The sequence below is a fragment of the Mucilaginibacter sp. genome, from assembly GCF_036568825.1.
In the GTDB taxonomy this organism is placed as follows: Bacteria; Bacteroidota; Bacteroidia; order Sphingobacteriales; family Sphingobacteriaceae; genus Mucilaginibacter.
In genome coordinates this window covers 1-24,070 of the sequence record NZ_DATCRU010000099.1, presented here as the reverse complement: position 1 = coordinate 24,070, position 24,070 = coordinate 1, and the positions used below count along the sequence as shown (strand labels likewise).

The following is a 24,070-nucleotide window of genomic DNA, read 5'->3' as shown; positions in this document are numbered from 1 at the left end:
TTTATAGCCAATACTACAAGTAGCTGCTTACAAGGATGATATCCGTTCAGTTGGCTTATTAGCCTGCAGTGTCACGTGCAGGTGAATGGTTTTATAGATAAGCGTATTGTATTTTATGTTACTTGTTGCAATGTTCCAGTCGCGGCGATCAATATCGATATCCGCTTGTGCATTAAACTGGTCGACCGCATTTTTGGTAATATCAGCAGTAAAAACAATTCTTTTGGTTATGCCATGCATGGTCAGGTTGCCATTAACGGTAATAAAATGATAGCTTGGCTCCGATTTATGGTCAACCGAAATAATATCGAGCCTGGCCTGCGGATATTTATCAGTTTCAAAAAAGTTGTCACCACGCAGATTGCCTTCCAGTTTTTGCTTATCCGGTGAAGAAAGGTCTGTTACGTTGATCGATCTCATATCGATATTAACCGAACCGCCCGATAATTGCCTGCAGGTAAAGTTGAGCCTGCCACCAGTAATTGCAATAGTTCCTAAATGTGTCCCTGTTGGTTTTTCGGCTTTCCATGCGATGTTGCTGTTTGCCGGATCGATACTTAAAACGCTAAAGCCGCCTGGCTTCGTTGTGTTGTTTGTGCTTTTACTGAAACCGAATACTACCAGTACCAGTAATCCTAAAATGAGTTTTTTCATGTTGTTGCGATTTAATTTCAACACAAGATTAGGCACCCGTACGTTCCTGCTAAAATAAAGTAGACCAAACACTTAATTAATAGATGTATATTAGATCAATGTTTCGCCGCATGCCATTTGTCTACTAAATCCGGTGTTGGTCTACTCCATTGGTCGTTTATCTGTTTTATGCCCAACCTTTGCAGAAATAAATTAAAACGTGCATAAATATGAAATGGTCGGTCACAAGAAAGTTGTTGCACCTGTTGCTTTGGGTCATCATCACAACCGTGTTTTTGTTTGAGCGGCGTTATTTAATCCAGAAGGCGGGGTTAGGGCACTTTGCTGAATGTGCAATTGTGAGGCTTGCGTTAATTATAGCTCTCTCCTATTTTAATCTCTTCTGGCTCATACCCCGTTATTTTTCTACCAAAAGATATTTTACTTACGGTGTTCTGCTTGTACTGTCGCTTTGTGTTTATATAGGTCTGCAAGGGTTATATGATATTTACTTATATGGTTTTGTTATCGGGATGACCTCATCAAGGAGTTTTTGGTATTTATTTCCATACAACTTCCTAACCTCGGCCTGGTATTTAGTTGTCACTGTTGCTTTTCAGCTGAGCCTGGATTGGTACAGGCAACAAAATAAAATAAAAAGCTTGCAGGAAGAACTGGAACGCGACGCCGCAGTACTGCAAAACGGGAGTAGCAATAATAATGAATATATCTTTCTCAAATCGGGCACACGGAAAATGAAAACGAGCCTCAGCTCGATCAACTACATTCAGGGATTAAAGGATTACTCCATTATTTATACCGACGAAGGCAAGGTCATTGTAAAAGGCTCGCTTAAAATGGCGGAAGAATTGTTTCCAAACAAATCATTTCTGCGGGTGCATAAATCGTACCTGGTAGCTGAAAGTAAGATCAAACACTGGCAGGGTAATAAATTAGTGCTGATCAATAACGAAATAATCCCGATAGGCCGCAGCTACAAGCATTCCCTTCAATCTGCCTGAATGTTATTGCAATATTTGTAGAATGTGATACCAAAGCGATGTAGTAGCGAATGCCACAAGGATGCTTATGCCAATGATCAGGCTAGACAATTTTGGATTGACATTATATTCTTCCGCCACCACTCCCGAGGTAAGCAAGGTAGGCATCGCAGCTTCAAAAATTGCTATTTGAGGGATCACACCTTTCAAGCCCATCAGTAAAGCAACGCCCAATACTAAAGCCGGTGCAATCAGTAGTTTGTAAGCCATTGATGCGCCTATGTGTTTCAGTTCATTTCTCCATCCGTCAAACTTCAGTTGCAGACCAATAGAAAATAGCGCGAGTGGAGCAACAGTAAGAGCCAACTTATCAAAAAAGGGATCGAGTGAAGATATATCGATAAAATGCGGGATAATAAGTGCACCAACACATCCCAGGAACGGCGGAAAACGCAATACTTTTTTAATAATTGCAGATGCAGATAGGTTCTGTTTTTGCGAAGCGTTGATTGCCACAAGTACACCAGCAGTGGAGAGCATCATAAAAGTTACCTGGTCACATATAACAGCGATCCCCAATTGCTTATCGCTAAAGTAAGCCATGATGAGAGGAAACCCGACAAAAGAAGTGTTGGATAAACCGGATGACAGTTTTAGACAACCTTCGGTCGGTTTGCCCATTTTGTTTACTGATGAATATAATTTGACAAACAACCATCCGCCAAGCCAAACGATAACCGGCATTAAAACAGGGAGCAACAACTGACTGCCCCAATGAATATGTGGTAAATATTTGAATGATACTGCCGGTAAAGCCAGGTAAATGATCCAGGCATTAATGCCTTTATGCGCATCAGCAGGCAACAACTTAGACATCCGGAAAAGCATTCCGGCTATCATACAAACGCCTATCAGTATAAAGTTGACCAAGTTCTAATTTGATTTATCTTACATTTTACCCATCCAGATCATCCCGAGCATAAAAACATCATACGCCAAATGAAAAAAGATGAGATACCACAAATTGCCTTTGAATAGTTTATAAATCCAGGTAATGACCAGCGCAAAAATAAAAATGCCGATCATCGCTCCTATTCCCTCCTGCCAGTGATATAGTGCGAAAAGAATGCTGGTGATTACTCCGCTGATATGGAATGATTTGCCAAACATCGATTTTATCCGGTTAAAAATGAATCCGCGGAATACTATTTCTTCATACGGGATCACAAGAATGGCTGCTAACAAGATCAGGAACAGGTAATTTAGCAGGTTATGCCGGATGAAGTTAAAATCGGACAGATTAGCACTTTTGAAACCCAAGTGAGTAATGAACGGCCCTATTATCCAGAAAGCAAAAACTGTATAAAGCAACCCTAAAGCGCCACCTGTATAAAAGGCTTTAAATTTTAGATCAGAGAACCGAAAACCTATTGAATTAAAGCTTTCTCCATTAAAATTCAGGTAGACCCAAATCACGCCAAGCACTACAAAAGGATAAGCATACCTGGGCAGATGACCGTAATGCGGAAACAGCATCGCAAATGCGATCATGACGCAATCCAGCCATACCCTGTTCTTTTTGCGGATAGCCATTTGTTATAATGCCCTGTAATCTTCCCTTACAGGACTAAAAATATCGATCAGTTTGCAATCTGTAATCGCCCTGCCGCCATGCTCTACATTTGAAGGAATGATGGCAAAAAATCCTGGCTCCAAGACCTGTGCGTCTCCATTTACAGTGAGTTCAAACTTGCCCTCTATGGCAAATGAACATTGTTGGTGTACATGCTTGTGCAGCGGGATTGAGCTTCCTGCCTTCACTTCAATGAAATTGATGGTATTGGTATCGGTGTGGATCAGTTTAGAGAAAAATCCGGGCGCTACCTCTTTAGTAGCGATATCGGAAAAGTATTTGAAGACAGATGTATCCATTGCGGTTGATTGAAAAGCTAAAGATACAATCAACCCCAATAAATAAAAAGGGTGTCACACTGAGGCGCTCGAAGTGTGGTGCGCAAAGGCCTTACCCGTCAATGCTTCGACTGAGCTCAGCATGACAACGCTTTATTTTGTATTACACACCTCTAAACACCACCGTAGCATTATGCCCGCCAAAACCAAAGGTATTGCTCATGGCTACATTTACTTTGTGATCGATAGATTCCTTTAGCACGATTTTTAAATCCGAAGAAATTTCCGGATCAAGGTTTTCAGTGTTGATAGTTGGAGGAACAATACCATTCTGAATAGCCAATATTGAAATAATCGCCTCAACTGCACCGGCGGCGCCAAGCAAATGGCCCGTCATTGATTTGGTAGCACTGATCTTCATATTTAAACCTTTGCCCAAAGCCGAGATAGCTTTAGTCTCAGATAAGTCACCAACATGGGTTGATGTAGCATGCATATTCATGTAATCTACATCTGCTACATTTATAGCTGATTCTTTAAGTGCTTTTTGCATGGCTCTTGTTGCGCCGATACCGTCTGGGTGAGTAGCGGTCATATGGTAAGCATCAGCTGTCATGGCTGCACCGGTTATTTCGGCGTAGATTTTTGCGCCACGTTTTTTGGCGTGCTCATATTCTTCCAATATCAATGCCCCAGCGCCTTCGGCCATCACAAAACCATCACGATCCACATCAAAAGGACGTGATGCGCCTTGCGGATCATCATTTCTTGACGACATAGCCTTCATCGAACTAAATCCACCAAATGAAGCTGGTGTAATGGGCGCTTCGGAGCCACCGCTCACAATAATTTTGGCATGCCCTAAACGGATATGGTTAAAGGCCTCCATAATGGCGGTATTGGATGTAGCACATGCCGATATCGGGGTGTAGTTAACCCCCATAAAACCGTTGCGGATCGAGATCATACCCGAGGCCATATTAGTCAAAAACTTAGGCACAAAGAATGGATTGAACCTCGGATGACCGTCGCCTTTGGCATATTCAGTTACCTGCTGCTCAAATGTTTCCATACCGCCCTGACCGGTTCCCCATATCACGCCTACATCAAAAGGATCCATTGTGCTCAGGTCGAACCCTGAATCCTTTATGGCTTCGTCTGTAGCGATCAAGGCATATTGCGTAAACGGGTCGGTTCTTTTTATTTCGGCGCGATCGAGGTGATCGGCAACATTAAAATCTTTCAGTTCGCAGGCAAATTGTGTCCTGAACAATGACGGATCAAACTTAGTGATCCTGGCGGCACCACTTTTCCCATCAACAATATTTTGCCAGAACGCCTTTACATTATGACCAAGAGGCGTTAATGCCCCTAACCCTGTTACTACTACCCTGTTCAACATAGCTTTAAAAATTCGCGCAAATGTACAATACCGATTGGTATTTTGTGCAATCACTGTGTAAACAATCGAATTGCAGACATTGCTTTTATTTCAGACAGCAAAAATTGAAAATTTATTTTCTTTTTCAACCAACGTTTTCACGATTGCTTGCGATGATGCATTAAAAGGGACAAAAAAGAAGATTAAAGATTTATTTTCCTTTTTACCCAACGTTCTTGAGTTTGATTACGATCATACCATAAAAAGCAAAAAAGAAAATGAGATAATCATTTAAAAACATAAAAAATTAACCTAATCCTTATCACTATAAAAATGAAAAAATTAAACCCTACACTTTATCAATTTAAAAAAATGAAAACATCAACCTATGTCTTACTCGCCCTAATCCTTATCGTTATAGTTAATGGATGCTCCAAGTCGCAAGTGACTCCTGCACCCAAAAACAAACTGACCGCCTCGAGCTTAAATGCAGCTCTGGGCGGCCTTCAGTTAACGGTAAGCAATCCAAAGGTCAGTCAAAATTTTGCTGATACAGTACGCATCAGTGGTACAAGCCCTTCTGACTCTGTACGTTGGTTTGTCAGCCCGAATGCCAATGTGAACTCATTGCTGAAAACCAGCAATTTCAATGTTTTTTCATTTTCAGCACCGGGTACTTACAGAGTAAAAGCTGTGGTGAATAATAAAGATTCCGTTTCAACATCAATTACTGTTACTGATTCTGTTGCCACATCATTATCCTTTCATCGGGTGCCGATAGCAGGCGACATTAAATTAACACCGCATTTTCACCAGGGGCTTTCAGCAGACAGCACTTACTTGTTTTTTACTGTTCAAACTGCTAATGTATCTTCTTGCGGGAATAGTTACCTGGAGTTTGGAAGCTTTCTTACCAGTGACAAAAATTTTATAGTATCGTTCAACGGTATACAAACGCCTGATGCCTCACATTGTACCGGTGGCGGCATTCCTTTAACGGCTACGGTAACCTTTAATGGATATCATCAAAACTATGTTGCCGATACGGCCAGTTATCCGTTAAAGATCGTCTTGAATAATGATGCAGCGCAAACTTATATGGGCAGTATCAATTTCTCACCGACTGCAATAAGCTTTAACTGGAATTACAATTCTGGAGTAGTGTTTACAACAAAGCAGATCAGTCGTTAAATAAAATATGCTGACAAAAGAGACCTGTTTAAGTGGTCTCTTTTGTTTTAACATTTAACCTTTATTAATATGAAAAAATAATTTACTTTGACCACCTCTGTATGCCCGTGACCATATCTCTTAAAAGTGTTTTGATTGTAACGAATGGGGCTCTCTAAAACACAACTTGATAAACTTGTTAATGGTTGCCTTAATAACGACCGGGCATCGCAGGAGGCATTGTATAAATTCTTTCATGGCGACATGCTTCGCGTGTGTTATACCTATCTGAGCGATAGGGAATTAGCCCGCGAAGCTCTTAATGCCGGCTTTTTAAAAGTATTTCAGTCGATTGGGAATTTTGATGATCAAAAAGGTAATCTGGGTGGCTGGATAAGGAAGCTCATGATTCATACTTCCATCGACTTATGTCGTAAGGAACTTGTGTTCCGGCAAATTGTTCCGCTGGATAATGAAGCAGAAGACATATTTATTACCCCCAGTATTTTAGAACGATTACATTTTGAGGATATCCTGGCCAGCATTCGTACGCTGCCGTATTCAATGCAAACTGTATTTAACTTATATATATTGGATGGTTTCACACATAAGGAGATAAGCGAACAACTTGGCATAAGCGAAGTCACTTCAAGGTGGCATTTATCCGAGGCCAAAAAGAAATTAAAAACGATGCTCGAAGACTCGCAGGGAGAAAGGAGGGAAAATAGGATATGAAAAATCTGGCCCAATATCTTAAACTCTGGCAGAAAAAGCGGGACGAACTAAGGGTGGATACAGATGCCGGCAGCGATTGGCTTGACATGAGCAAATTGCTTGACAAGCACATGCCTGTGAACAATGATTCCGGCGGATCAGCGCCTAAAAAGGGCATAAGTTTATTCACTACCCTGCTGATCACTTTATCGGCAGCAGCAATGTTTTATGTTGGGCATAGAGTTATTGAAACGAAAAAGAAAACGGCATACCAAAAGCATCAGTTACATCATAAAAAACACGGGATTTCATCGGGGATTGATTCATTAGCAGTGGCTGATAGCTTACAGCAAAGTGAGAATCAAATCGCTGATAACGATAGTACTTCGGCTGAACAAAATACCATAGTTGGTAAAGCTACTTCCGATAACGGAACAACTAAAAACAATGCTAAATCATTAGCTAAAACTGATTCCGTAAATAGCAAAAATATAGCTGAGCAATCAAATAGTAATAATAAAAAGGCGACCAACACACAAAATTCTAAAGCGTCAGCTGAACTATCTGACAATAAAAAGTTGAATTCAACCAACGCTGGAAATAAAAGAATAAGTAATTCATCAACAAAAGGACAAAGCGCTGATTTGTCATCCAATTCATCTTTACTGAATAATTCTAATAGCGCTAAAAAACTGAATTTTACAGGTAGCAGGGATAATAAAAAGAACAATAAGCTAACAAATTCATCCGACAAAAATTCACTTACACTTGCAGGAAAAAACAATCAATTCAACAATAATAATCTCAACAATAATAGTTTCTATACTGAAACTAACCTTAACCCAACAAATCGTAACCAAAGTTATAACAGGGATAATCAAACATTATTAACTCTACCGGATGGCAAAAGTATTGGCGTAAATGCCGTGTTGGTTAATACTTATCCGACCTTGAATAGTAAGTCGCTTTTCCAAACTGGCGCTTCGGCTTCATCAAAAAGTACAAAAAACAAAGTCAAATCACCTCTCCATATTTATGGCACTTTTGATTGGGGAGTTTTGATAGGCGCAAATTCCAGCGGGAGCTTTACATCCGGCAGCTTGAACAAGAATGGAAGTTTGCCTGTTGACATTTTCCCTGGCATTTACGGTACTTACAATTTGAATGCTAAATGGGGAATCGGGGCTCAGGTTTCTGTGCTTAGCCCGCAAATTGCAAAGGGTGCAACGTATGATCATCCATATTTTGTCTATGCCGATTCAAGTGTCAGCATAAAATCCAAACTGGTATCCACTTCCAAAAAGATATATTCTGTACAGGTGCCCGTTTATGCCACTTATAAAATTGCAAATAACATACACCTCAAGGCCGGACCTGTAATTAGCTTTCCGTTAAAACAATACAATGTTGCTACACCAGTTGATTCTGTCTCGCAATACGTATTAAGCCATTCTCGCTACGATCAAAAAACAGATTTCGGTTTTGCAGGCGGAGCAAACTACCAATATAAGCGGCTGATCTTCGAAGTCAACTATTTAAAGGGCATTACACAGCACAGTATTGTAACTGATTCCTTAATACATAAAGCCACCAATAACACTTTCCAGTTCTCCATCAAATTGCAATTGGGAGGTAATAAAAAGTAGAATCCGATTTCTCGGGGTAGAACAGGCTTGGATTCTCAAAAAAATATTCGCTATCTTTATAACAACAAGATATATACGCCGTTAGCTTTATATATCTGCATATCTGTTATAACTGTCTTCCCCTAACTGATTTTCTTTCCGGCAACATTAGTATTAACCATTTAAACAAACGGTTATGAAACTAAAACATAAGATACGCGTTGGCTTCGGCTTAATTTTCATCACGAACCTTTTGGCGGGATCGTTATCCATTTATTATATCGAGCGGTTATCTGAAGGCGCTAAAGTTGTTCTCAAAAACAACTATGAGTCACTCACCTTCGCACGCGATATGAGGACAACTCTGGACGATAACACCATTCCGCTTAGTGGTACCGCAAAAACAGCTTTTGACCAATCGCTGGTGAAGCAGGAGCATAATGTGACCGAAAAAGGGGAAGATGTAGCTACCACTTCTTTAAGGAGAGATTTTAATCAGTTGGAAAGCAGTACCACGAATTCACCACAACTGCAAAATGCGCTGCATGCCATTCGTGTCGATCTGCGCAATATTGAGCAATTAAATATGCAGGCTATTGTTCAGAAGCATAATGCTGCAGAAGACTCCGTAAATAAAGCAACCATTATTTTAGGATTGATAGGCTGTTTGACTTTCCTGGCATTGTTCAGCTTTAGTGTGAATATCAGCGGCTTTATCTCTGATCCGTTAATTGCTCTTTCGGATGGCTTGGATGAAGTTGGACGCAAAAACTTTGATCATCGCCTGCATTTTACCAAAAGTGATGAGTTTGCTGCTGTATCAGATGCATTTAATGATATGGCTATAAGCTTGAAAAAGCAGGACCATGAAAGCATCAGCGAGGTATTAGCCCAAAAGCAACGTGTAGAAGCAATACTCGAACAGATGCATGACGCCGTGATCATTCTTAATGAAAAGCGCGAGATACTGCACATCAATACAGAGGCCCGGGACCTGCTCGATCTGCATGATCATAGAATGGCTGGTAAACCCGCAAAACAATTTGCCGCCAATAATAAGCTCTTTCAAACTATACTGGATACCGAAGACGACTTGAGCTCACTAAAAATAAAACTGGGAGGCAAGGAATCGGTATTTCAGCTGGAGAACGTAAAGCTTTATATACCGAATCTTGCAACCATCCGCCCGGATGAAGTGAATATTGCCCGTGTGCCTGTAGGCCAGATATATGTTTTGCGGAATCTGACAGAAGTGCATGCTATTTAGTGACCCGTTAATCAGTTAACCAGTGATTAGGTAATGCCCAGTCACCGGTTAACCGATCCCTGATTAACTGATCACTAATAACCGACAACAAATCCCTATATTTGATTTTTGCAAATCAAAAGATCATGACTATAACAACGATCGAGGATTTTTACCGGCAGACTTCCAACCTCATTCCCGAAGGGATTAATAAAGAGATCGGTCACTTCAATGTGTTTCGTACCGAAGATATGATTGCCCATACGGCAAAAAAAGGTGTGATGCCTTATAACCGCAGGGCTTATTATAAAATCAGCATGATACGGGGACGCAATAAGGCCGAATATGCGGATAAAGTGATCCATATTGAAAAGAATGCGCTTCTATTTGCCACCCCCAAAATACCATACAATTATGTTCCGCTGGATGAAAATCAATCAGGGCTTTTTTGCATTTTCACGCCTGAATTCCTGGTACAAACTAAAAGTGGCATAGTCCTCGATGATCTGCCCATATACCAACCGGGCGGCTATCCCATTTTCCAGGTTTCGGATGAGCAGGCTGAAGAAATATCTGCTATTTTAGTGAAAATGCATAATGAATTATCCTCAGATTATGCCTACAAATATGATTTGATACGCAATTACGTTGTTGAGCTGATTCACTACGGGCAAAAACTGCAGCCGGCTACCTCATTGTATCCGACACATAATGCCTCAGCCCGTGTTTCGTCCTTATTCATTGAATTGCTGGAACGCCAGTTCCCTATTGAATCGCCCGCTCAACGCCTGAACCTGCGCACTGCAAAAGATTATGCCGACCGCCTGGCCGTGCACGTCAATCACCTGAATAAAGTTTTGAAAGAGAATACAGGAAGAACTACTACTGATATTATCGGCAGTCGTGTTATCCAGGAAGCCAAGATCCTGCTTAAGCAAACCAACTGGAACATTTCGGAGATTGCCTACAGCCTGGGTTTTGAGCAGGTGGCGCATTTCTCCAACTTTTTCAGAAAGCAAACTTCGCTTGCACCACTCACCTTTCGTGCCTGATATTTGATTTTCGCAAACATTGGATTGAAGTTTGCAAACACCCGCCGCGCATTCCAGGCTAATTTTGTTTTGTCAAAACAATAAGAAAAAAATGGCAACAAACAATAAAATAGCACTGGTAACCGGCGGCAGTCGGGGACTGGGCAAAAATATGGCAATTAAATTAGCCGAAAAAGGCATCAACGTAATACTTACGTACAACAGCAAAAAAGACGAAGCCGACGCGGTGGTAGCTGAAATTGAAAAGACCGGACCAAAAGCTGCAGCGCTTCAATTAAATGCTGGCGATGTGAAAAGCTTTGATGCATTTTTCAATCAACTTAAAACAGTGTTACAAGACAAATTCGGAACAGATCATTTCGACTTCCTGGTCAACAACGCAGGCTTCGGAGTCTACAATCCGTTTGCTGAAACCACTGAAGAGCAATTTGATGAGTTAACGAATGTGCACTTCAAGGGTGTATTCTTCCTGACACAAAAAGCATTGCCAGTCCTTAATGATGGCGGACGGATCATTAATATTTCATCAGGTCTCGCACGCTTCGCCTATCCTAACTATTCCGCTTATGCATCTATGAAGGGTGCTGTCGAAGTATTGAGTCGCTATATGGCAAAAGAACTTGGCGCACGCGGCATAGCTGTAAACGTGGTAGCTCCGGGTGCGATAGAAACAGACTTTGGCGGAGGACATGTACGCGATAATGAAAATGTAAACCAAATGATTGCCTCAGCAACCGCGCTCGGCCGAGTTGGCCTGCCTGACGATATCGGTGGCGTGGTAGCATTCTTGTGCACCGAAGATGGCCGTTGGATCAATGCGCAACGCATTGAAGTATCCGGTGGTATGAATTTATAACGAACTATTCCTTCTGTGTCATTTCGATGAACAGCATGAGGTGAATGCGCTGGGGTGAAGAGAAACCTTCTGCGACAAACAAATCGTATAATACAAGTTATATAAGTTTTCTCCTCACGCCACGCTCCTCCCACCTTGCTCGTCGAAATGACATAATTTTTTATTGTAACAATCCATTGTCCATGCTATCATAGTAGTGTATGGGCAACGGAAACACCAAATCAGAACGCTGGCTATGGGGCATCACCATTTTCCTGGTGCTCATAGGCATTGCAATTGTTGTACGCCGGCTTATATTCCTTAGTCATATAAGCTTATCCGGAAACAGCATTCCTGCCAAATCGCGTGTTCCGGATGATGGGTTCGCGGCTCACCCCCAGTTAACACTGATCCATATTACAGCAGGTTTATTTTTTGTGCTTTTAGCGCCACTGCAATTCATCAAGAGGATAAGGAACAACTACCCCAAAACACACCGGACGATAGGCTACATTGTGCTCATTTCAGGTTTGATAATCGGCATTACAGCACTGATCATGGGTGCAATAATGGCTATCGGTGGTATTACAGAAACACTGGCAGTAACCACATTCGGTGTTTTGTTTCTTTTTTCGCTGATGAGGGCATACTTCTATATTCTGAAAAGAGAATTTGACCTGCACCGCGAATGGATGATCCGTGTGCTGGCTATTGGGTTGGCGGTAACCACCACAAGGCCAATTATGGGCATATTCTTCGCAACAAGTAAACTAACCGGCTTAACGGTTCAGCAATTTTTCGGTATAGCTTTCTGGATCGCTTTTACAATTCATATCATCTTTGCCGAATACTGGATCAGGAAAACCAGGAAAAAATACTATACCGGTATGCCGCCGTTGCGGGTGGTTTGACTCAAAACATTTATATTTATTCGGAGAACAAATCCCCATTATCAACTATGGAAAATCAAAAACCGCCTCCTATTGCAGTAGGAGCAAAAGAAGGCCAAAGCATATCTATGGTAGGTGATACCTACCGCATTTTGGTCACAGGTAAACAAACAGGTAATGCCTTTTCCACCATTGATATGCTGATACCACCGGGTGGTGGCCCCGGTCCGCATGCACACCCGGATTTTGAGGAAACTTTTTACGTGGTAGATGGGGAGGTTGAGTTTAAGTCCGAAGCGGGGACTTATATCGCAAAAAGGGGTTCATATGTGGTTGTGCCAAAGGGAGGCGTAGTGCATGCTTTTAAAAACAAGTCTGACCAGGTTGCCCATTTGCTTTGCACCGTTGTACCGTCGGGACTGGAAGAGTTGTTCCTGGAATTGGGCCACCCGGTTGCTGCGGGAGAATTCCTGCCGCCACCGCCCGTGGATCCCGAAGCACTGAAAAAGTTGATCCCTATCCTGGAAAAATATGGTCAGCAAGCTTTCCCTCCTGATTACCTGGATTAGCGAAACATTCATTGCAAATAGTTGTTTCAACATCTAAAAGATACCATGATGAAAGCCATGCAATTCACTGCCTTCGGAGGTTCCGAAGTGATACAATTAAATGAGGTTGACAAGCCTCAGCCCAAAGAAAATGAAATTCTGATTAAAATAGCTGCCACCACGGTCAACCCGATAGACATGAAAGTACGCTCGGGGAACATGCAAAAAATGATGCCGGTAAATTTGCCTTACACGCCGGGATCAGATGTAGCAGGTGAAGTAGCAGCCATTGGAAGCGGCGTTTCACGCTTAAAGACTGGTGACAAAGTATTCGCCAGCACATTTGGCGGAACTTATGCCGAATATGTGGTGCTTAAGGAAGAACAAGCAGCAGTGATCCCTGACAATGTCGGCTTTAATGAGGCCGCATCACTGGCCGTTCCACTGGTTACATCCTATTCATTTTTAGTGGAAGGCGGCGACCTGAAAGCAGGGCAGCGTGTATTGATACAGGGTGCATCCGGAGGTGTGGGAAGTATTATGGTTCAGATGGCTAAAGCGTTAGGCGCATATGTAATCGGAACTGCGTCGGGAGAAGGGCTTGCATTGGCTAAATCTATGGGTGCGGATGAAGTGATTGATTATAAAACACAAGATTTCACTAAACTGGTAAAAGATGCAGACCTGGTGATTGATCTGGTGGGTGGTGAAACACAAGCAAAATCCTTTACGGTTGTTAAAGAAGGTGGTAAATTATTGAGCGCTGTTATGCCACCGTCAGATGAACTTGCCCAACAACATCATATTACCGCTAGGTTCATTTCATCTGCACCATCTCACAAAAAACTTGAATTTGGTGCTAAACTTGTTGAGGAAGGAAAAATTAAAACACAAATAGCCAAAATAATGAAACTGGAAGATGCAGCACAAGCGCAGGATCTCGTTTCAGGAGGTGGATTGAATGGTAAGGTGGTGTTGGTTGTTAATAATAATATGTGATTATCAGTCTATAAATAAAGAGGGCCGCTTTTAGGCGGCCCTCTTTATTTATTTTTTTAGTTCTGTCTGATACAAGACCTTCCCTTCAAGATTTATTGCTCTCACATTTAATCGTGTGGCATCAATGGCAAAATACATAAAACCATGCTCTGAAGCCTGGAAACGGCTGTAGGGTATCCCCTCCGTCACTTTGGTCAATTCTGAACCTGCTCCGGAAATAAATTGATGTGTATAACCTTCGGGCTTTAAATGTTGTAATGAATGCTCGTGACCTGATAAATAAATATCAACTTTATGCTCTTCAAAAGTTTTGGTTAATGCTTTACGCATGGTCAGCGTATCATAGTTTTCAATACGCGGACCAACAGTATAATAAGGATGATGCCCGATAACGATCTTCCATTTCACATCCTCGCTGGCTTTTGATAGGGTCTCATTAAGCCATTGCATTTGCTTTTCTGTATAGTCAGCCATGTGCTCATGTAAAAATGGATCGGTGTCTATCATTACCAGCAAGGCTTTTTCACTACCTTTTTTTACTTTTACGCCCGACTTTTTTGCTTCATCCTCGTCTTCTTTACCCTTTCCTATTCCAACTACTTTTGAATAATAGCGTGCAGGCATATTCCACCGGCGGCTGATCTTACTGTACCTGATCTGCGCATCAACATCCGAATGCCAGTCGTGATTTCCTAAAACCGGGTACCAGTCGCATTGTAATGAATGAGCAGTATAAATATTCTCGAATGAGTAATGCCACAATGGGTCAAACTCGCTCACGACTCCTTTCGGATAAAAATTATCACCGTTAGATATCACAAAATCATTCTGGTGATCGGCTCCCCAAAGGCCCATTTGTTTGGCCACTTCCAACTGGTCATATTCGCCGTTACGACCCCAGTCGCCAATAGCCATAAAATGGAGTGCATAATCATCTTTGGTCTTGGGTAACAGGGTCAGGTCTTCACTTTCAAGTGCAGTAACCCTTGGTGCGGCAAACGCCCCTATCGGGGCAATTAATGATGCCCCGATAGCTGTAAGCGTTGTATTTTTAACAAAATCTCTGCGTTTCATAAAATTAGTTTGGTTTATAAACCAACAGTTTAAAGCTGTCAGGCATCTGTGTTTTGGTACCTGGCTGAAAATCTGCTACCGGGAAATAAAGCTTATGGGTCGACATATCCATCGCCATTGTTTTAGCACGGTTTTGGGTTTTCAATGTCTGGATAAGCGTGTAGTTGTCCGGTGAGTTTTGTTTAAAGATGGATGCAGTACCATCCCCGTTGGATGCAACAACCAACTTATTAGCCGGGTCATAGACTACGGCGTCAACTCCTGCACCGATAGGCAATGTTTGCACTACTTTGCCGGTAGCGATATCGATCACACTCATCCCCTTATTTTCGCGGCACACGGTAAACAGGCGCTGATTGTCTTTATCGATTGCTAAACCTGTTGGTTTGCCACATGGGCTTAACGGGTAACTTTTTATTACCTTCAACATTTTGGCATCAATCACATTCAGGCTGCTTTTGTCTTCCAGGTTGTTATAAATTGTTCCGTTTCCATCTGCCACAGCAAACTCCGGCGCACCGCCCAGCGCTACTGTGCCGGTCTGCTTCAATTCCTGCGGGTCAACAACCATAGCGGCGTTATCATCACCACCAAAAACGAATATCTTTTTTGAAAAAGGATCATAAATAATCCCATCGGCATCTTTTCCGGTTATCGGGATGACTTTAATAGTTTTGAATGTTTTGGTATCAAACGCAACTACAGCGCTGCCTTTCCCATCGCTGATAAAACCGCGGTTTAAATCATTTACCACAGCTATGCCATGAACGCCCTTCATGTTGCCGATAACAGCCACCTGCTTTTCGGTTTGCAGATCAACTACGTTAACTGCAGTACCATGTGAAGCATATAAAACATGGCTGTCCTGGTCGATAAAGGCATAATCATAACCGCCATTACCTGTAAGAGGAATAGTCTTGTCGGCCACGTAGTTCGTTTGGGCCATCCCGCATAAAGGGAGTAAAGCAAAAGGAATTAATTGAAGTACTTTTTTAAATGTTTTCATCGTGTTAAAATTATTGGACTATGCCAAATTGCGTTCAAATACTGAAAACATTTAGTGCTTGTTACCTGTGCCATCAGTTGGATACGCTCCCAAATCAGTATTAGGAATAGCGCCGCCGGCCAGGGATGGATTATATAAAGCAAAAGTTGTATTACCTTTTCCAATAGCTGGCGAACCACTTTGCAAATGATAATCATTAGGATCGGCAGCACCGGTTGCAGTTGCTACTGTACTGGCATCAAAAGTTTTAAATTTCGGGTCATTATTACCTACTGCGGTTGATATCAGATCAGTAGACTGAGCTTTGCCTACACCTTCAGCAGGATAAAATCCGGCACGGATGTCTACAGGTACCGGTGGTGTATCGTAGGTGTTGAAAGTATTTACAGATGCATAGAACAGGTTGTTTCCGTAATGAACATTTGGAACGTCGGCAGCAGGATAGATCAGTAAGCCTTCAGTACAATTTACTATGATGTTATTGTAATAATTCGCTTTAGCGTTCAGGTCAATTGAAACACCACGGCCAGGCTCGCCGGCACCCCTTCTCCATCCGCATGAAACGGCGGTATTGTTGAATATGTCTACGCTGGTTTGCGGATTTGGCGCGGTATCACTGGTTTCCAGCTTAACTGCTGTTCCGGCCTGGCTGAAGATCACATTATAAGCTACTACGCCCGTAACAGCCGCTTTAAGGTTGATACACTCGCCATCGGTGCTACCGTTTGATTCAAAAGTATTTCTTAGGATAGTGATCTTGGCTCCGGCTTTCATCGCAATAATATCATCTTCACCACCAGTGATCCATGAATCTTCGATATCAACGTTAATTGGGACAGCAACACTTATTGTTTTTCTTGGATCGCCGCTTGGGTCCAGGCCACCGGTGTTATCTATATGTGCCCATTTAATGGTTACAGCCTGCGCGGTATCGCATTGGAAACCACCCCATGTACCTGCTTTATTTTGATCGGAGTTAAAATGTACAGGTTGTGCCTGTGACCCTAAGATCTGCAGAACGCCCTCAATGGTAATCTGAGCATTGTTTTTTACAATAATGTTGGCGCCTGGCTGCGCAGCCAGGGTGTCGCCTCTTTTAACCACAATATCAGCAGTTACAGTATAGGTTTGCCCGGTCAGTAAGGTACCTTTTAGAAATCCGCTTATATTACCGGCTGCTATAGGGTGAGACGGCGGGATGACCGGAGTTACAACTTTTGTGCTTTCCTTCTTTGAACAGGAAGAAAAAGTGATTGCTATCACAATGGCAGTAGCAATTTGTAGTAATTGTTTTGTTTTCATATGAGCGTTTAATTTTTAGTGTGAATAGCGTATTCCTATAATCCCGCTGGCTTTGGTCATGTCGTTACCGGTGGTCAGATTGTAGGTTTTAATAATGGTAGCAGTATTTAACAGGTTATTGAATTTTCCGAAAATGGTAAAGTGCCGGCCTATACCCTTGTCGGCAGAAAGTGAAAGAAATGATTGCGGCTGCTGGTAATAATCATACCCCAGGTCGGGGTTTACCCTATACAGTGTTTTGCCGTTATATTGGTAAGCTATCTGTATAAAGAATTTTGCTTTCGCATTTTTATATTCAAGGGCAACGTTAGCTTCATGGGTTGGTTGTCCCTGTAACGGCCTGTGCTGGTAAGTAGTATCCCCTGTTTTCGGGTCAAGTTTGCGGCCGTTTACATCAGAATGGGTGTAGGCATAATTTGCATTGATGCCAAAATTCCCAAAATACTTATTATAAATAATTTCTCCGCCATAAATAGTAGCATCCTGAGAATTGATCGGCTCGTAAGTGGTTGTGCTTATAAATGAATTTTCTATTGGGTCTTGCAATTTCTTATAGAACCCGCCCACAAAAATTTGTTGGTCTTTTTGCGGGAAAAACTCATAGCGAACGTCAAAATTATCCGCAGTAGTGTGGAGCAGATCAGGATTGCCTTTCCCAACATTGCCACTCGCGTTTTCAGGCTGCGAAATTGGCAATATTTCATAATAGCCAGGACGTGCCAGTGATTTAAAGTACGAGGCCCGGATATTGGTCTTATCATTAAGCTTATATTTTATTGCCAGGCTTGGCAGGATGTCTGTGTAAGTTTTTGAAACATGATCAGGCGCATCCAGTTCAAACTGCAAAAAATGATAGCCCTGATCGGTATTCTCCGCGCGTACACCTCCCACAATGTCGAGGCTTTCGGAAGCTATTTTAAACTGAACATAACCTGCGGTGATATTTTCAAAAGCATGGTAATTATTCAGGTCATAGCCAGCCGTTCCGTTAGGGTTTAAAATAGAATCGCGCGCTGAATAGATATCGAAAAATTGCTGCCTGCTGCCTATAGCGTTGTCAGCGCCCGGAGAAAACATGATATATTCATTCTGATAGTTGTTTCTCTCCTTATGCCTGTACAGGCCACCACCCTTTAGCTCAAGCAGGCTGCTGCCAATTTTTGATTTATAGGATAAGTTTACTATCCCGTCATAATCCTTATCCTCATTATGCTGCCATATTCTGCTTCCTCCATCGTAATAGTAAGGACTGCTGTTAAATGTATGCGCTACCGAATCATATTTTATTAATTTATTGATGGTGTAGCTTGCCCTGTCGGGTGCTTCCTGTGTGGCGTCTGAGAATACACCCGTCCAGTCCAATAAAAAATGATTGGATAAAATATGTTTGCCGTTCAGCTTAAAGTTCTCTAAGATCTGGTGGTTAGTGGTCGACTCGAAATCTTCGTGTACAGAGCCGGTACCCGGAATAGGTTTCCCGCCAACAATTGTCCTGCCCGCATCTCCTCCTGTAAGCGTAGTATCAATAGTCGATATTGTCTGCGCAAAGTAGGTATATAGCAGTACGTTGTCTGCCGATAGCTGGTTACGGTCATTTATTTTATAGTCGGCATGGACTACCAGGCCATTATTTAATTGCTGATTTGAGAAAGTCCTGTTTTCTATATCAGTAGTGCTTGGCAGGTAATTATTTTTAGGGTCGCCTACGGTTGGCTCCAGCTGTGAATTGTTACCAAAGTATTGGTTCTGAAAATTATCCGCGATCAGGATACCTAATTTATTATGAAGGAACCTGTTGCCATATGCTATATTGAACAGATAGGTTGGCGGAGCGGTAACCGGTTTAAAGTCCAGGTTTGATCTTGAAAAATCTGATGTAGTTGCAACATAATCAGGCCCTTTTGTATCATATACACTTTTTGCCTGAATATCTTTTTTTGAGAAAGTAGTGAATTTCCTGTCAAAAAAGATAGCGCTGTAACCAATTGAAGCGCTCGCATTAAACAGCAATGAGTCTGGCGCATCTTTAAAAACCATATTAACGGTACCACCAATGGCATCGCCTTCCATATCAGGGGTAAGTGATTTACTTACCTCGATGCGCTGCAGCAATTCGGACGGCACTACACTTAATGAAACGAACCTGGATTTATCATCGGGGCTGGCAATTTTAACTCCATTGATCAGCGTGTTGTTATATCTTGGTTCAATACCCCTGATAACCGCATAAGCATCATCACCGCCGCTATTTCGCTGAATGGTAACTCCCGATACCCGCTGCAATACATTTGCTGCATTAAGGTCGGGTGATTTTAGGATTGCCTGCGCGCCAATTACATTGACTATATTATTTGCATTCTTTTCTGTCGACCTGGAAGCGACATCCGTCTCTTTATTAATGGTGCCATATACATTCACCATCTCCAGCTGACGTTCTTCCCGACCTAACTGGATATTTAAAACCATTTCCTGGCCGGCGCTGAGTTTAATTTTCTTCTCAAACTCGGTATAGCCGATCAGTTTTACTTTAACCTTGTATTCGCCGGGGGTAATATTGATGATGGAATAAACTCCATTTACATCAGCAGAAACGGCATTATTATAGTCGTCGAAATGGATGGTGGCTCCGGGCAGGGGCTCATTCGTTTTGTCGTCAGTAACAACCCCTTTTAGCGTAGCGGTTTGGGCAAATACGGTAATTGAGGACAATAAAAACGCGATAAAAAAGTAGAACTTTTTAGCCATATAAACCCTTGTTTATGACCAAAACACCACCTCAATTCTGGATAATTTCTGAATTTTTTGCCCACTGCATGAGGTTTAACCCAACGATAATAAATGCTTAATAATCAGACACTAACGGGTCAACTATTTTAATGCTAACGTAACACCGCTTCATGATTTTTTAATGTAAGGCCGTAAAATTAGAAGACCCGGTTTTGAACCGGGTCTTCTAATTTCAATAATTAATTATTCATCGTCGTAATGATGATCGTGACGGCGATGATGATAAAAATTATCATCATCAAAATGCCGGTGACGATAAAATTCGTCCCTTTCATAATCGTCTTTTTCCGGAGGTTCCAGTATCCTGCGGATCGCTACTTCGATGTGACGGGAAACGCGTCCTTTTTCGTATGAAGGCAGCGCATCCAGTTGTTCGGCGGTAACCGTATGCAGATATACTACTTTTTCATCCAGCGTCGGATCATATGAATTATAGGCAGGATCGCGTGGTTCACGTTCACGACGGTCGGAACGTGTATATAATTCGGCCATACCGATCGGAATCAGCACTTGCCGGTCATCGTCGATACCTAGTTCGTTGTCATCCAGGTCGGCAATAAGGTACCGTACCTTGCGCGAATAGGTATCAAAAAGCAGGTCCTTTACTTTTCCTACTCTTTTGCCGCTGCGAGCCCGTATTTTCCAGCCGGCAATATCTGGTTCCCCGTCAACGATCTCAAAATTACTATCATGGAGTTCCTCCATGCGGTGATCTATTTTTTCTACAGTTGCCATAGTTCTCAGTTTGAATTTAGTTTTCCGTTAAACAATACTTTTAATCATTGCTGTCGCAATCGACTTATAAGGATGATTTTCTACCATTGGCTTACTCCCGCCCTTATAAACATAAAAGTAGTAGTAGGCTGCGGCTATGATAATAATGAGGATAATGAGCCATATCCACCATGTGCTACGGCTCCGGGGTTTTACTTCTAAATGTGCCATAATTTTTCATAAATAGGTGTATTTAATAAAACAAGTGTTTTACAATAAGTTTTTATATTTTCTTAAAAAGAAAGGCATCATTCTTGTATTGCTCAGCCTATGATTAAAACTGCCGATTTAATTATGGGAAAGAATGTATTAGTTATAGAAGATGAGCCAATAATTGCTGAAATGATCAGCATTATTTTGGAAATACAAGGTTTAAATGTGATCAGCTTATCAGATACAGGTCGCGCCCGTGAAAAGCTGCTGAATAAGGAAGTAAACCTGGTGCTGCTCGACCTGAATTTGACGGGCGAAGGCGGCCAGGAATTCTGTGAATACATAAAAGGGCAGGATGACCTAAAAGATATACCCGTTATTTTGGTATCGGCCAACATCGACATTGAACAAATAAAAGAACAATGCGGCGCCAACGATATTATTCGCAAACCGTTTAATATTGATCACTTTATGGAAAAGGTGAGCTATTATGTGGAGACGATTGTTTGACAAAATCTAGGCTCAGCGGACTTACTTCTATCTTACCGCAGCTCCATCCTTAGGGAAAATAACCACAGATGCTTTAGGATATCGTTTATCTATGCCTTCATACCATACGTCAGTAGAGAAGGCATTCCCTTCTAGCAATATCCATTTACCGGCCTTCTTTTGGAATAAGGCTTCTGCATGACAGCAATCGTAGCTATCCTCGGGAAAAGTCATCTCCTTGCCGTCTTTTCTTACCGCTGTACCTTCAAACCAGGCATAATCACCACTCCTTTTAAAATAGCTGACAACAAACTCAAATTTCAGCTTCCATTCCTTATACAAATTGGCCCTGAATGCGTCCAGCATTTCGGTGCGTTCTTTGGCATTATCCGCCGTTTTTATTTTGTAATCCAGAACTTTAGGGGTTTGCGAAAAACCATTCAAACAAAAGAGGAACAAGATAACGGTAAGGAGTTTTGATTTCATGAACAGGTTTACAAAAGCTATACCTCAAATTTAAAAGAATAAATGAGCATTTATTACATTTATGTAATTACTCCGACCTCAAATTCTTTACCGGGTTCAACATTGCCGCTTTAAGCGCCTGGAAGCCGACGGTAATAAGCGCTATCAATAATGTTGCAATGCCTGTCAATATAAACACCCAATAACCGATGTCGATGTGTAAAGGAAAATTCTGAAGCCATTTACTCATCAGCCACCAGGCAATTGGGGAAGCTATTAAAAACGACAGGCCGACAAGCAGTATAAAATCCTTTGACAGCAGGGTAATAAGCCCCGTTACCGATGCGCCCAATATCTTGCGGATGCCTATTTCCTTTATCCTGTTTTCGGCCATAAAAGCAGCCAATGCAAATAGGCCCATAAGAGAGATGAAGATAGTCATGCCAGTAAAGGCCATGGCAATGGTGCCGATATTTTCATCACCTTTAAAACGGCTGGCAAAGTTCTCGTTTGCAAACAGGCAGATAAACGGGTAATCTGGGTTATATTTTCTGAATATCCTGCCGATCTTCGAGAGATTCTCTGACGATGGCCTTGCACCATTCAGCCTTAAGTTGATGGCACTGAATTGTTTAGCTGAACCGCGAATAATGATCGGGTTGTTTGCACTGTATACCCAACCGGCTACGTAATCTTTTATTATACCTACCACGTGTAATGGAGTTTTACCCAGGTGGATCAACTGTCCAACCGGGTTCTTAAGCCCCATTTTATGTAATGCCGACTGGGTAAGCAACACCGCAGCAGTGTCTGTTGGATAGCGTGATACATCAATATCGCGCCCTTCAATCAGATTAATGCCGGTGGTCTTAGTAAAATCCTTATCCGTAAAATTTTCGAGGAAGTTGATGCTTTCAGTAGGATTTTTGCCTGTCCAGCTATAGCCATCGTTGCCTGTCCATATATCATTCACGGGTGAATTGGTGCGGGTGAGATTAACAATAGCGCCGCTTTCCTCCAGTTCATGTTTAATTACGGTATAGTTTTTCGCAATATCACCTTTTATATACATGTAGGCCAAATTATTGGAGTCGTAACCTTTGCTACGATGCAGGGCAAAATCTATCTGCTGGTAAATGATCAGCGTGCAAATGATAAAAGCGATAGCCAGGGTAAATTGTACCACCACCATCACCTTACGCGGCGCGATCAACGCTCCGGCAGATGTTAAAATACCCTTCAGCACTTTAACAGGCTTATACGCCGACAGGTAGAATGCGGGGTAAATGCCTGCTGTAATTCCTGTGAAAAGCACAAAACCTCCGATAGCCAGCCAGAAAACCAGGCTATCGTAAGCCATAGTCAGCTGGTTATCTACCAGGCTATTAAACGCGGGCAGGCATAATTGCGCCAAGCCAATTGCCAGCACGCCAGCCACAACTGTAGTCAATACTGATTCGCCCAAAAACTGTTTTATCAGTAAACCACGTCCTGCTCCGGCTACTTTACGTATGCCTACTTCCTTTGCCCGCTTAGCACTTCTTGCTGTGCTCAGGTTCATATAATTGATACAGGCAATCAGCATCACCAGGAAGGCTATGAGGGCAAACCACCTCACCATGACCAACCTGCCCGGCACAAATTTGCCATTGTCATAATTGTACAACCACCAATCAGCCATAGGCTGAACAATACCATGAGCTCCCGGCTTCACATGCTGGTCGCGAAAGACATTCCAGAAAAGATTGTTTGCGGTTTGCCGGGTTACACCTGGCTTCATCATGGCAAATATTACTACCGTACTATTGCTCCAGTCGTTTCGCTCCCAATGCACTTCGCGCATGTAGCTCAATGGCACCAAATATTCAGCAAAATTAAATTGGGTGTTTCCCGGCAAAGGCTTCATTACGCCCGTTACGGTAAAGTTGGCATTACTATCGATCTTTACGATCTTTCCCATCGGGTCCGCATCGCCAAAAAGCTTTTTTGCCATTTGCTGACTTAACACTATAGTG

At 42.2% G+C, this 24,070-nt stretch carries 24 protein-coding genes; 11 read left to right on the top strand and 13 right to left on the bottom strand.

The features are described from left to right. Positions 1–27 precede the first annotated feature (27 nt). Positions 28–654 (bottom strand): YceI family protein, encoded by a 627-nt coding sequence (locus tag VIM89_RS22130; RefSeq protein WP_488158370.1) that lies wholly within the window; start codon positions 652–654, stop codon positions 28–30. Positions 655–863: 209 nt separating this feature from the next. Between VIM89_RS22130 and VIM89_RS22125 the strand changes: the two genes are divergently transcribed. Beyond that, complete coding sequence (locus tag VIM89_RS22125; protein ID WP_488158369.1) at positions 864–1,655, top strand: LytR/AlgR family response regulator transcription factor; 792 nt, start codon at positions 864–866, stop codon at positions 1,653–1,655. A gap of 3 nt (positions 1,656–1,658) precedes the next feature. On the opposite strand, the gene VIM89_RS22120 is transcribed toward VIM89_RS22125, so the two are convergent. From VIM89_RS22120 to fabF, 4 genes are all read right to left on the bottom strand, one after another. Beyond that, positions 1,659–2,534, bottom strand: coding sequence for an AEC family transporter (locus tag VIM89_RS22120; RefSeq protein ID WP_488158385.1), 876 nt, complete (start codon positions 2,532–2,534; stop codon positions 1,659–1,661). 48 nt (positions 2,535–2,582) lie between these two features. After that, entirely contained in the window at positions 2,583–3,227 is a 645-nt protein-coding gene (locus VIM89_RS22115) for a CPBP family intramembrane glutamic endopeptidase (RefSeq protein ID WP_488158368.1), read from the bottom strand. Between the two features lie 3 nt (positions 3,228–3,230). After that, positions 3,231–3,566 carry a cupin domain-containing protein gene (locus VIM89_RS22110; RefSeq protein ID WP_488158367.1) on the bottom strand — a complete coding sequence of 112 codons (336 nt, stop codon included), beginning with the start codon at positions 3,564–3,566 and terminating at the stop codon, positions 3,231–3,233. Positions 3,567–3,708: 142 nt separating this feature from the next. Next, positions 3,709–4,947 (bottom strand): beta-ketoacyl-ACP synthase II, encoded by a 1,239-nt coding sequence (gene fabF, locus VIM89_RS22105; protein WP_488158366.1) that lies wholly within the window; start codon positions 4,945–4,947, stop codon positions 3,709–3,711. A 351-nt stretch (positions 4,948–5,298) separates the two neighbouring features. Between fabF and VIM89_RS22100 the strand changes: the two genes are divergently transcribed. From VIM89_RS22100 to VIM89_RS22060, 9 genes are all read left to right on the top strand, one after another. Next, a complete protein-coding gene (locus tag VIM89_RS22100) occupies positions 5,299–6,117 on the top strand; it encodes a hypothetical protein (RefSeq protein ID WP_488158365.1) in 819 nt (272 codons plus the stop codon). A gap of 144 nt (positions 6,118–6,261) precedes the next feature. After that, positions 6,262–6,831, top strand: coding sequence for an RNA polymerase sigma factor (locus VIM89_RS22095; protein ID WP_488158364.1), 570 nt, complete (start codon positions 6,262–6,264; stop codon positions 6,829–6,831). Next, on the top strand, positions 6,828–8,456 hold the full coding sequence (locus VIM89_RS22090) for a porin family protein (RefSeq protein WP_488158363.1): 1,629 nt from the start codon (positions 6,828–6,830) through the stop codon (positions 8,454–8,456). Before VIM89_RS22095 ends, VIM89_RS22090 begins: the two co-directional genes overlap by 4 nt. Positions 8,457–8,631: 175 nt before the next feature. After that, the gene (locus tag VIM89_RS22085; protein WP_488158362.1) at positions 8,632–9,702 is read left to right on the top strand and encodes a HAMP domain-containing protein; all 1,071 of its coding nucleotides are present in this window, start codon (positions 8,632–8,634) and stop codon (positions 9,700–9,702) included. A gap of 125 nt (positions 9,703–9,827) precedes the next feature. Further along, positions 9,828–10,733 (top strand): helix-turn-helix domain-containing protein, encoded by a 906-nt coding sequence (locus VIM89_RS22080; protein ID WP_488158361.1) that lies wholly within the window; start codon positions 9,828–9,830, stop codon positions 10,731–10,733. Positions 10,734–10,824: 91 nt separating this feature from the next. Then, positions 10,825–11,589, top strand: a complete 765-nt coding sequence (locus tag VIM89_RS22075; protein ID WP_488158360.1) for an SDR family oxidoreductase — start codon at positions 10,825–10,827, stop codon at positions 11,587–11,589. A gap of 200 nt (positions 11,590–11,789) precedes the next feature. Continuing rightward, positions 11,790–12,479 (top strand): DUF2306 domain-containing protein, encoded by a 690-nt coding sequence (locus tag VIM89_RS22070; RefSeq protein ID WP_488158359.1) that lies wholly within the window; start codon positions 11,790–11,792, stop codon positions 12,477–12,479. Positions 12,480–12,526: 47 nt separating this feature from the next. Next, positions 12,527–13,027 (top strand): cupin domain-containing protein, encoded by a 501-nt coding sequence (locus VIM89_RS22065; RefSeq protein ID WP_488158358.1) that lies wholly within the window; start codon positions 12,527–12,529, stop codon positions 13,025–13,027. 45 nt (positions 13,028–13,072) lie between these two features. Continuing rightward, positions 13,073–14,005, top strand: coding sequence for an NADP-dependent oxidoreductase (locus VIM89_RS22060; protein WP_488158357.1), 933 nt, complete (start codon positions 13,073–13,075; stop codon positions 14,003–14,005). Positions 14,006–14,053: 48 nt separating this feature from the next. Here VIM89_RS22060 and VIM89_RS22055 read toward each other — a convergent pair whose 3' ends face one another. The 6 genes from VIM89_RS22055 to VIM89_RS22030 all read right to left on the bottom strand — a co-directional run bounded on the left by VIM89_RS22055 (position 14,054) and on the right by VIM89_RS22030 (position 21,119). Further along, a complete protein-coding gene (locus VIM89_RS22055; RefSeq protein WP_488158356.1) occupies positions 14,054–15,079 on the bottom strand; it encodes a metallophosphoesterase in 1,026 nt (341 codons plus the stop codon). A gap of 4 nt (positions 15,080–15,083) precedes the next feature. Beyond that, entirely contained in the window at positions 15,084–16,085 is a 1,002-nt protein-coding gene (locus VIM89_RS22050) for a YncE family protein (protein ID WP_488158355.1), read from the bottom strand. Between the two features lie 51 nt (positions 16,086–16,136). Further along, entirely contained in the window at positions 16,137–17,387 is a 1,251-nt protein-coding gene (locus VIM89_RS22045) for a right-handed parallel beta-helix repeat-containing protein (RefSeq protein ID WP_488158354.1), read from the bottom strand. 15 nt (positions 17,388–17,402) lie between these two features. Continuing rightward, positions 17,403–20,132, bottom strand: a complete 2,730-nt coding sequence (locus VIM89_RS22040; protein ID WP_488158353.1) for a TonB-dependent receptor — start codon at positions 20,130–20,132, stop codon at positions 17,403–17,405. A 225-nt stretch (positions 20,133–20,357) separates the two neighbouring features. After that, positions 20,358–20,909, bottom strand: a complete 552-nt coding sequence (locus tag VIM89_RS22035; RefSeq protein WP_488158352.1) for a PRC-barrel domain-containing protein — start codon at positions 20,907–20,909, stop codon at positions 20,358–20,360. Positions 20,910–20,936: 27 nt separating this feature from the next. Further along, positions 20,937–21,119 carry a hypothetical protein gene (locus VIM89_RS22030; RefSeq protein WP_488158351.1) on the bottom strand — a complete coding sequence of 61 codons (183 nt, stop codon included), beginning with the start codon at positions 21,117–21,119 and terminating at the stop codon, positions 20,937–20,939. 123 nt (positions 21,120–21,242) lie between these two features. Here VIM89_RS22030 and VIM89_RS22025 point away from each other — a divergent pair, with 123 nt between their 5' ends. Continuing rightward, positions 21,243–21,611 carry a response regulator gene (locus tag VIM89_RS22025; protein ID WP_488158350.1) on the top strand — a complete coding sequence of 123 codons (369 nt, stop codon included), beginning with the start codon at positions 21,243–21,245 and terminating at the stop codon, positions 21,609–21,611. Positions 21,612–21,638: 27 nt separating this feature from the next. On the opposite strand, the gene VIM89_RS22020 is transcribed toward VIM89_RS22025, so the two are convergent. Continuing rightward, positions 21,639–22,076: a hypothetical protein gene (locus VIM89_RS22020; protein ID WP_488158349.1), complete on the bottom strand. Its 438-nt coding sequence runs from the start codon at positions 22,074–22,076 to the stop codon at positions 21,639–21,641. A 67-nt stretch (positions 22,077–22,143) separates the two neighbouring features. Then, a partial coding sequence (locus VIM89_RS22015) for an ABC transporter permease (RefSeq protein WP_488158348.1) occupies positions 22,144–24,070 on the bottom strand: 1,927 nt, incomplete at its 5' end.

Bases quoted from the DNA above. Each gene is read 5' to 3' on its own strand.
- VIM89_RS22130 (WP_488158370.1), bottom strand. From the start codon at position 654: ATGAAAAAACTCATTTTAGGATTACTGGTACTGGTAGTATTCGGTTTC.
- VIM89_RS22125 (WP_488158369.1), top strand. From the start codon at position 864: ATGAAATGGTCGGTCACAAGAAAGTTGTTGCACCTGTTGCTTTGGGTC.
- VIM89_RS22120 (WP_488158385.1), bottom strand. From the start codon at position 2,534: ATGATAGCCGGAATGCTTTTCCGGATGTCTAAGTTGTTGCCTGCTGAT.
- VIM89_RS22115 (WP_488158368.1), bottom strand. From the start codon at position 3,227: ATGGCTATCCGCAAAAAGAACAGGGTATGGCTGGATTGCGTCATGATC.
- VIM89_RS22110 (WP_488158367.1), bottom strand. From the start codon at position 3,566: ATGGATACATCTGTCTTCAAATACTTTTCCGATATCGCTACTAAAGAG.
- fabF (WP_488158366.1), bottom strand. From the start codon at position 4,947: ATGTTGAACAGGGTAGTAGTAACAGGGTTAGGGGCATTAACGCCTCTT.
- VIM89_RS22100 (WP_488158365.1), top strand. From the start codon at position 5,299: ATGAAAACATCAACCTATGTCTTACTCGCCCTAATCCTTATCGTTATA.
- VIM89_RS22095 (WP_488158364.1), top strand. From the start codon at position 6,262: ATGGGGCTCTCTAAAACACAACTTGATAAACTTGTTAATGGTTGCCTT.
- VIM89_RS22090 (WP_488158363.1), top strand. From the start codon at position 6,828: ATGAAAAATCTGGCCCAATATCTTAAACTCTGGCAGAAAAAGCGGGAC.
- VIM89_RS22085 (WP_488158362.1), top strand. From the start codon at position 8,632: ATGAAACTAAAACATAAGATACGCGTTGGCTTCGGCTTAATTTTCATC.
- VIM89_RS22080 (WP_488158361.1), top strand. From the start codon at position 9,828: ATGACTATAACAACGATCGAGGATTTTTACCGGCAGACTTCCAACCTC.
- VIM89_RS22075 (WP_488158360.1), top strand. From the start codon at position 10,825: ATGGCAACAAACAATAAAATAGCACTGGTAACCGGCGGCAGTCGGGGA.
- VIM89_RS22070 (WP_488158359.1), top strand. From the start codon at position 11,790: ATGGGCAACGGAAACACCAAATCAGAACGCTGGCTATGGGGCATCACC.
- VIM89_RS22065 (WP_488158358.1), top strand. From the start codon at position 12,527: ATGGAAAATCAAAAACCGCCTCCTATTGCAGTAGGAGCAAAAGAAGGC.
- VIM89_RS22060 (WP_488158357.1), top strand. From the start codon at position 13,073: ATGATGAAAGCCATGCAATTCACTGCCTTCGGAGGTTCCGAAGTGATA.
- VIM89_RS22055 (WP_488158356.1), bottom strand. From the start codon at position 15,079: ATGAAACGCAGAGATTTTGTTAAAAATACAACGCTTACAGCTATCGGG.
- VIM89_RS22050 (WP_488158355.1), bottom strand. From the start codon at position 16,085: ATGAAAACATTTAAAAAAGTACTTCAATTAATTCCTTTTGCTTTACTC.
- VIM89_RS22045 (WP_488158354.1), bottom strand. From the start codon at position 17,387: ATGAAAACAAAACAATTACTACAAATTGCTACTGCCATTGTGATAGCA.
- VIM89_RS22040 (WP_488158353.1), bottom strand. From the start codon at position 20,132: ATGGCTAAAAAGTTCTACTTTTTTATCGCGTTTTTATTGTCCTCAATT.
- VIM89_RS22035 (WP_488158352.1), bottom strand. From the start codon at position 20,909: ATGGCAACTGTAGAAAAAATAGATCACCGCATGGAGGAACTCCATGAT.
- VIM89_RS22030 (WP_488158351.1), bottom strand. From the start codon at position 21,119: ATGGCACATTTAGAAGTAAAACCCCGGAGCCGTAGCACATGGTGGATA.
- VIM89_RS22025 (WP_488158350.1), top strand. From the start codon at position 21,243: ATGGGAAAGAATGTATTAGTTATAGAAGATGAGCCAATAATTGCTGAA.
- VIM89_RS22020 (WP_488158349.1), bottom strand. From the start codon at position 22,076: ATGAAATCAAAACTCCTTACCGTTATCTTGTTCCTCTTTTGTTTGAAT.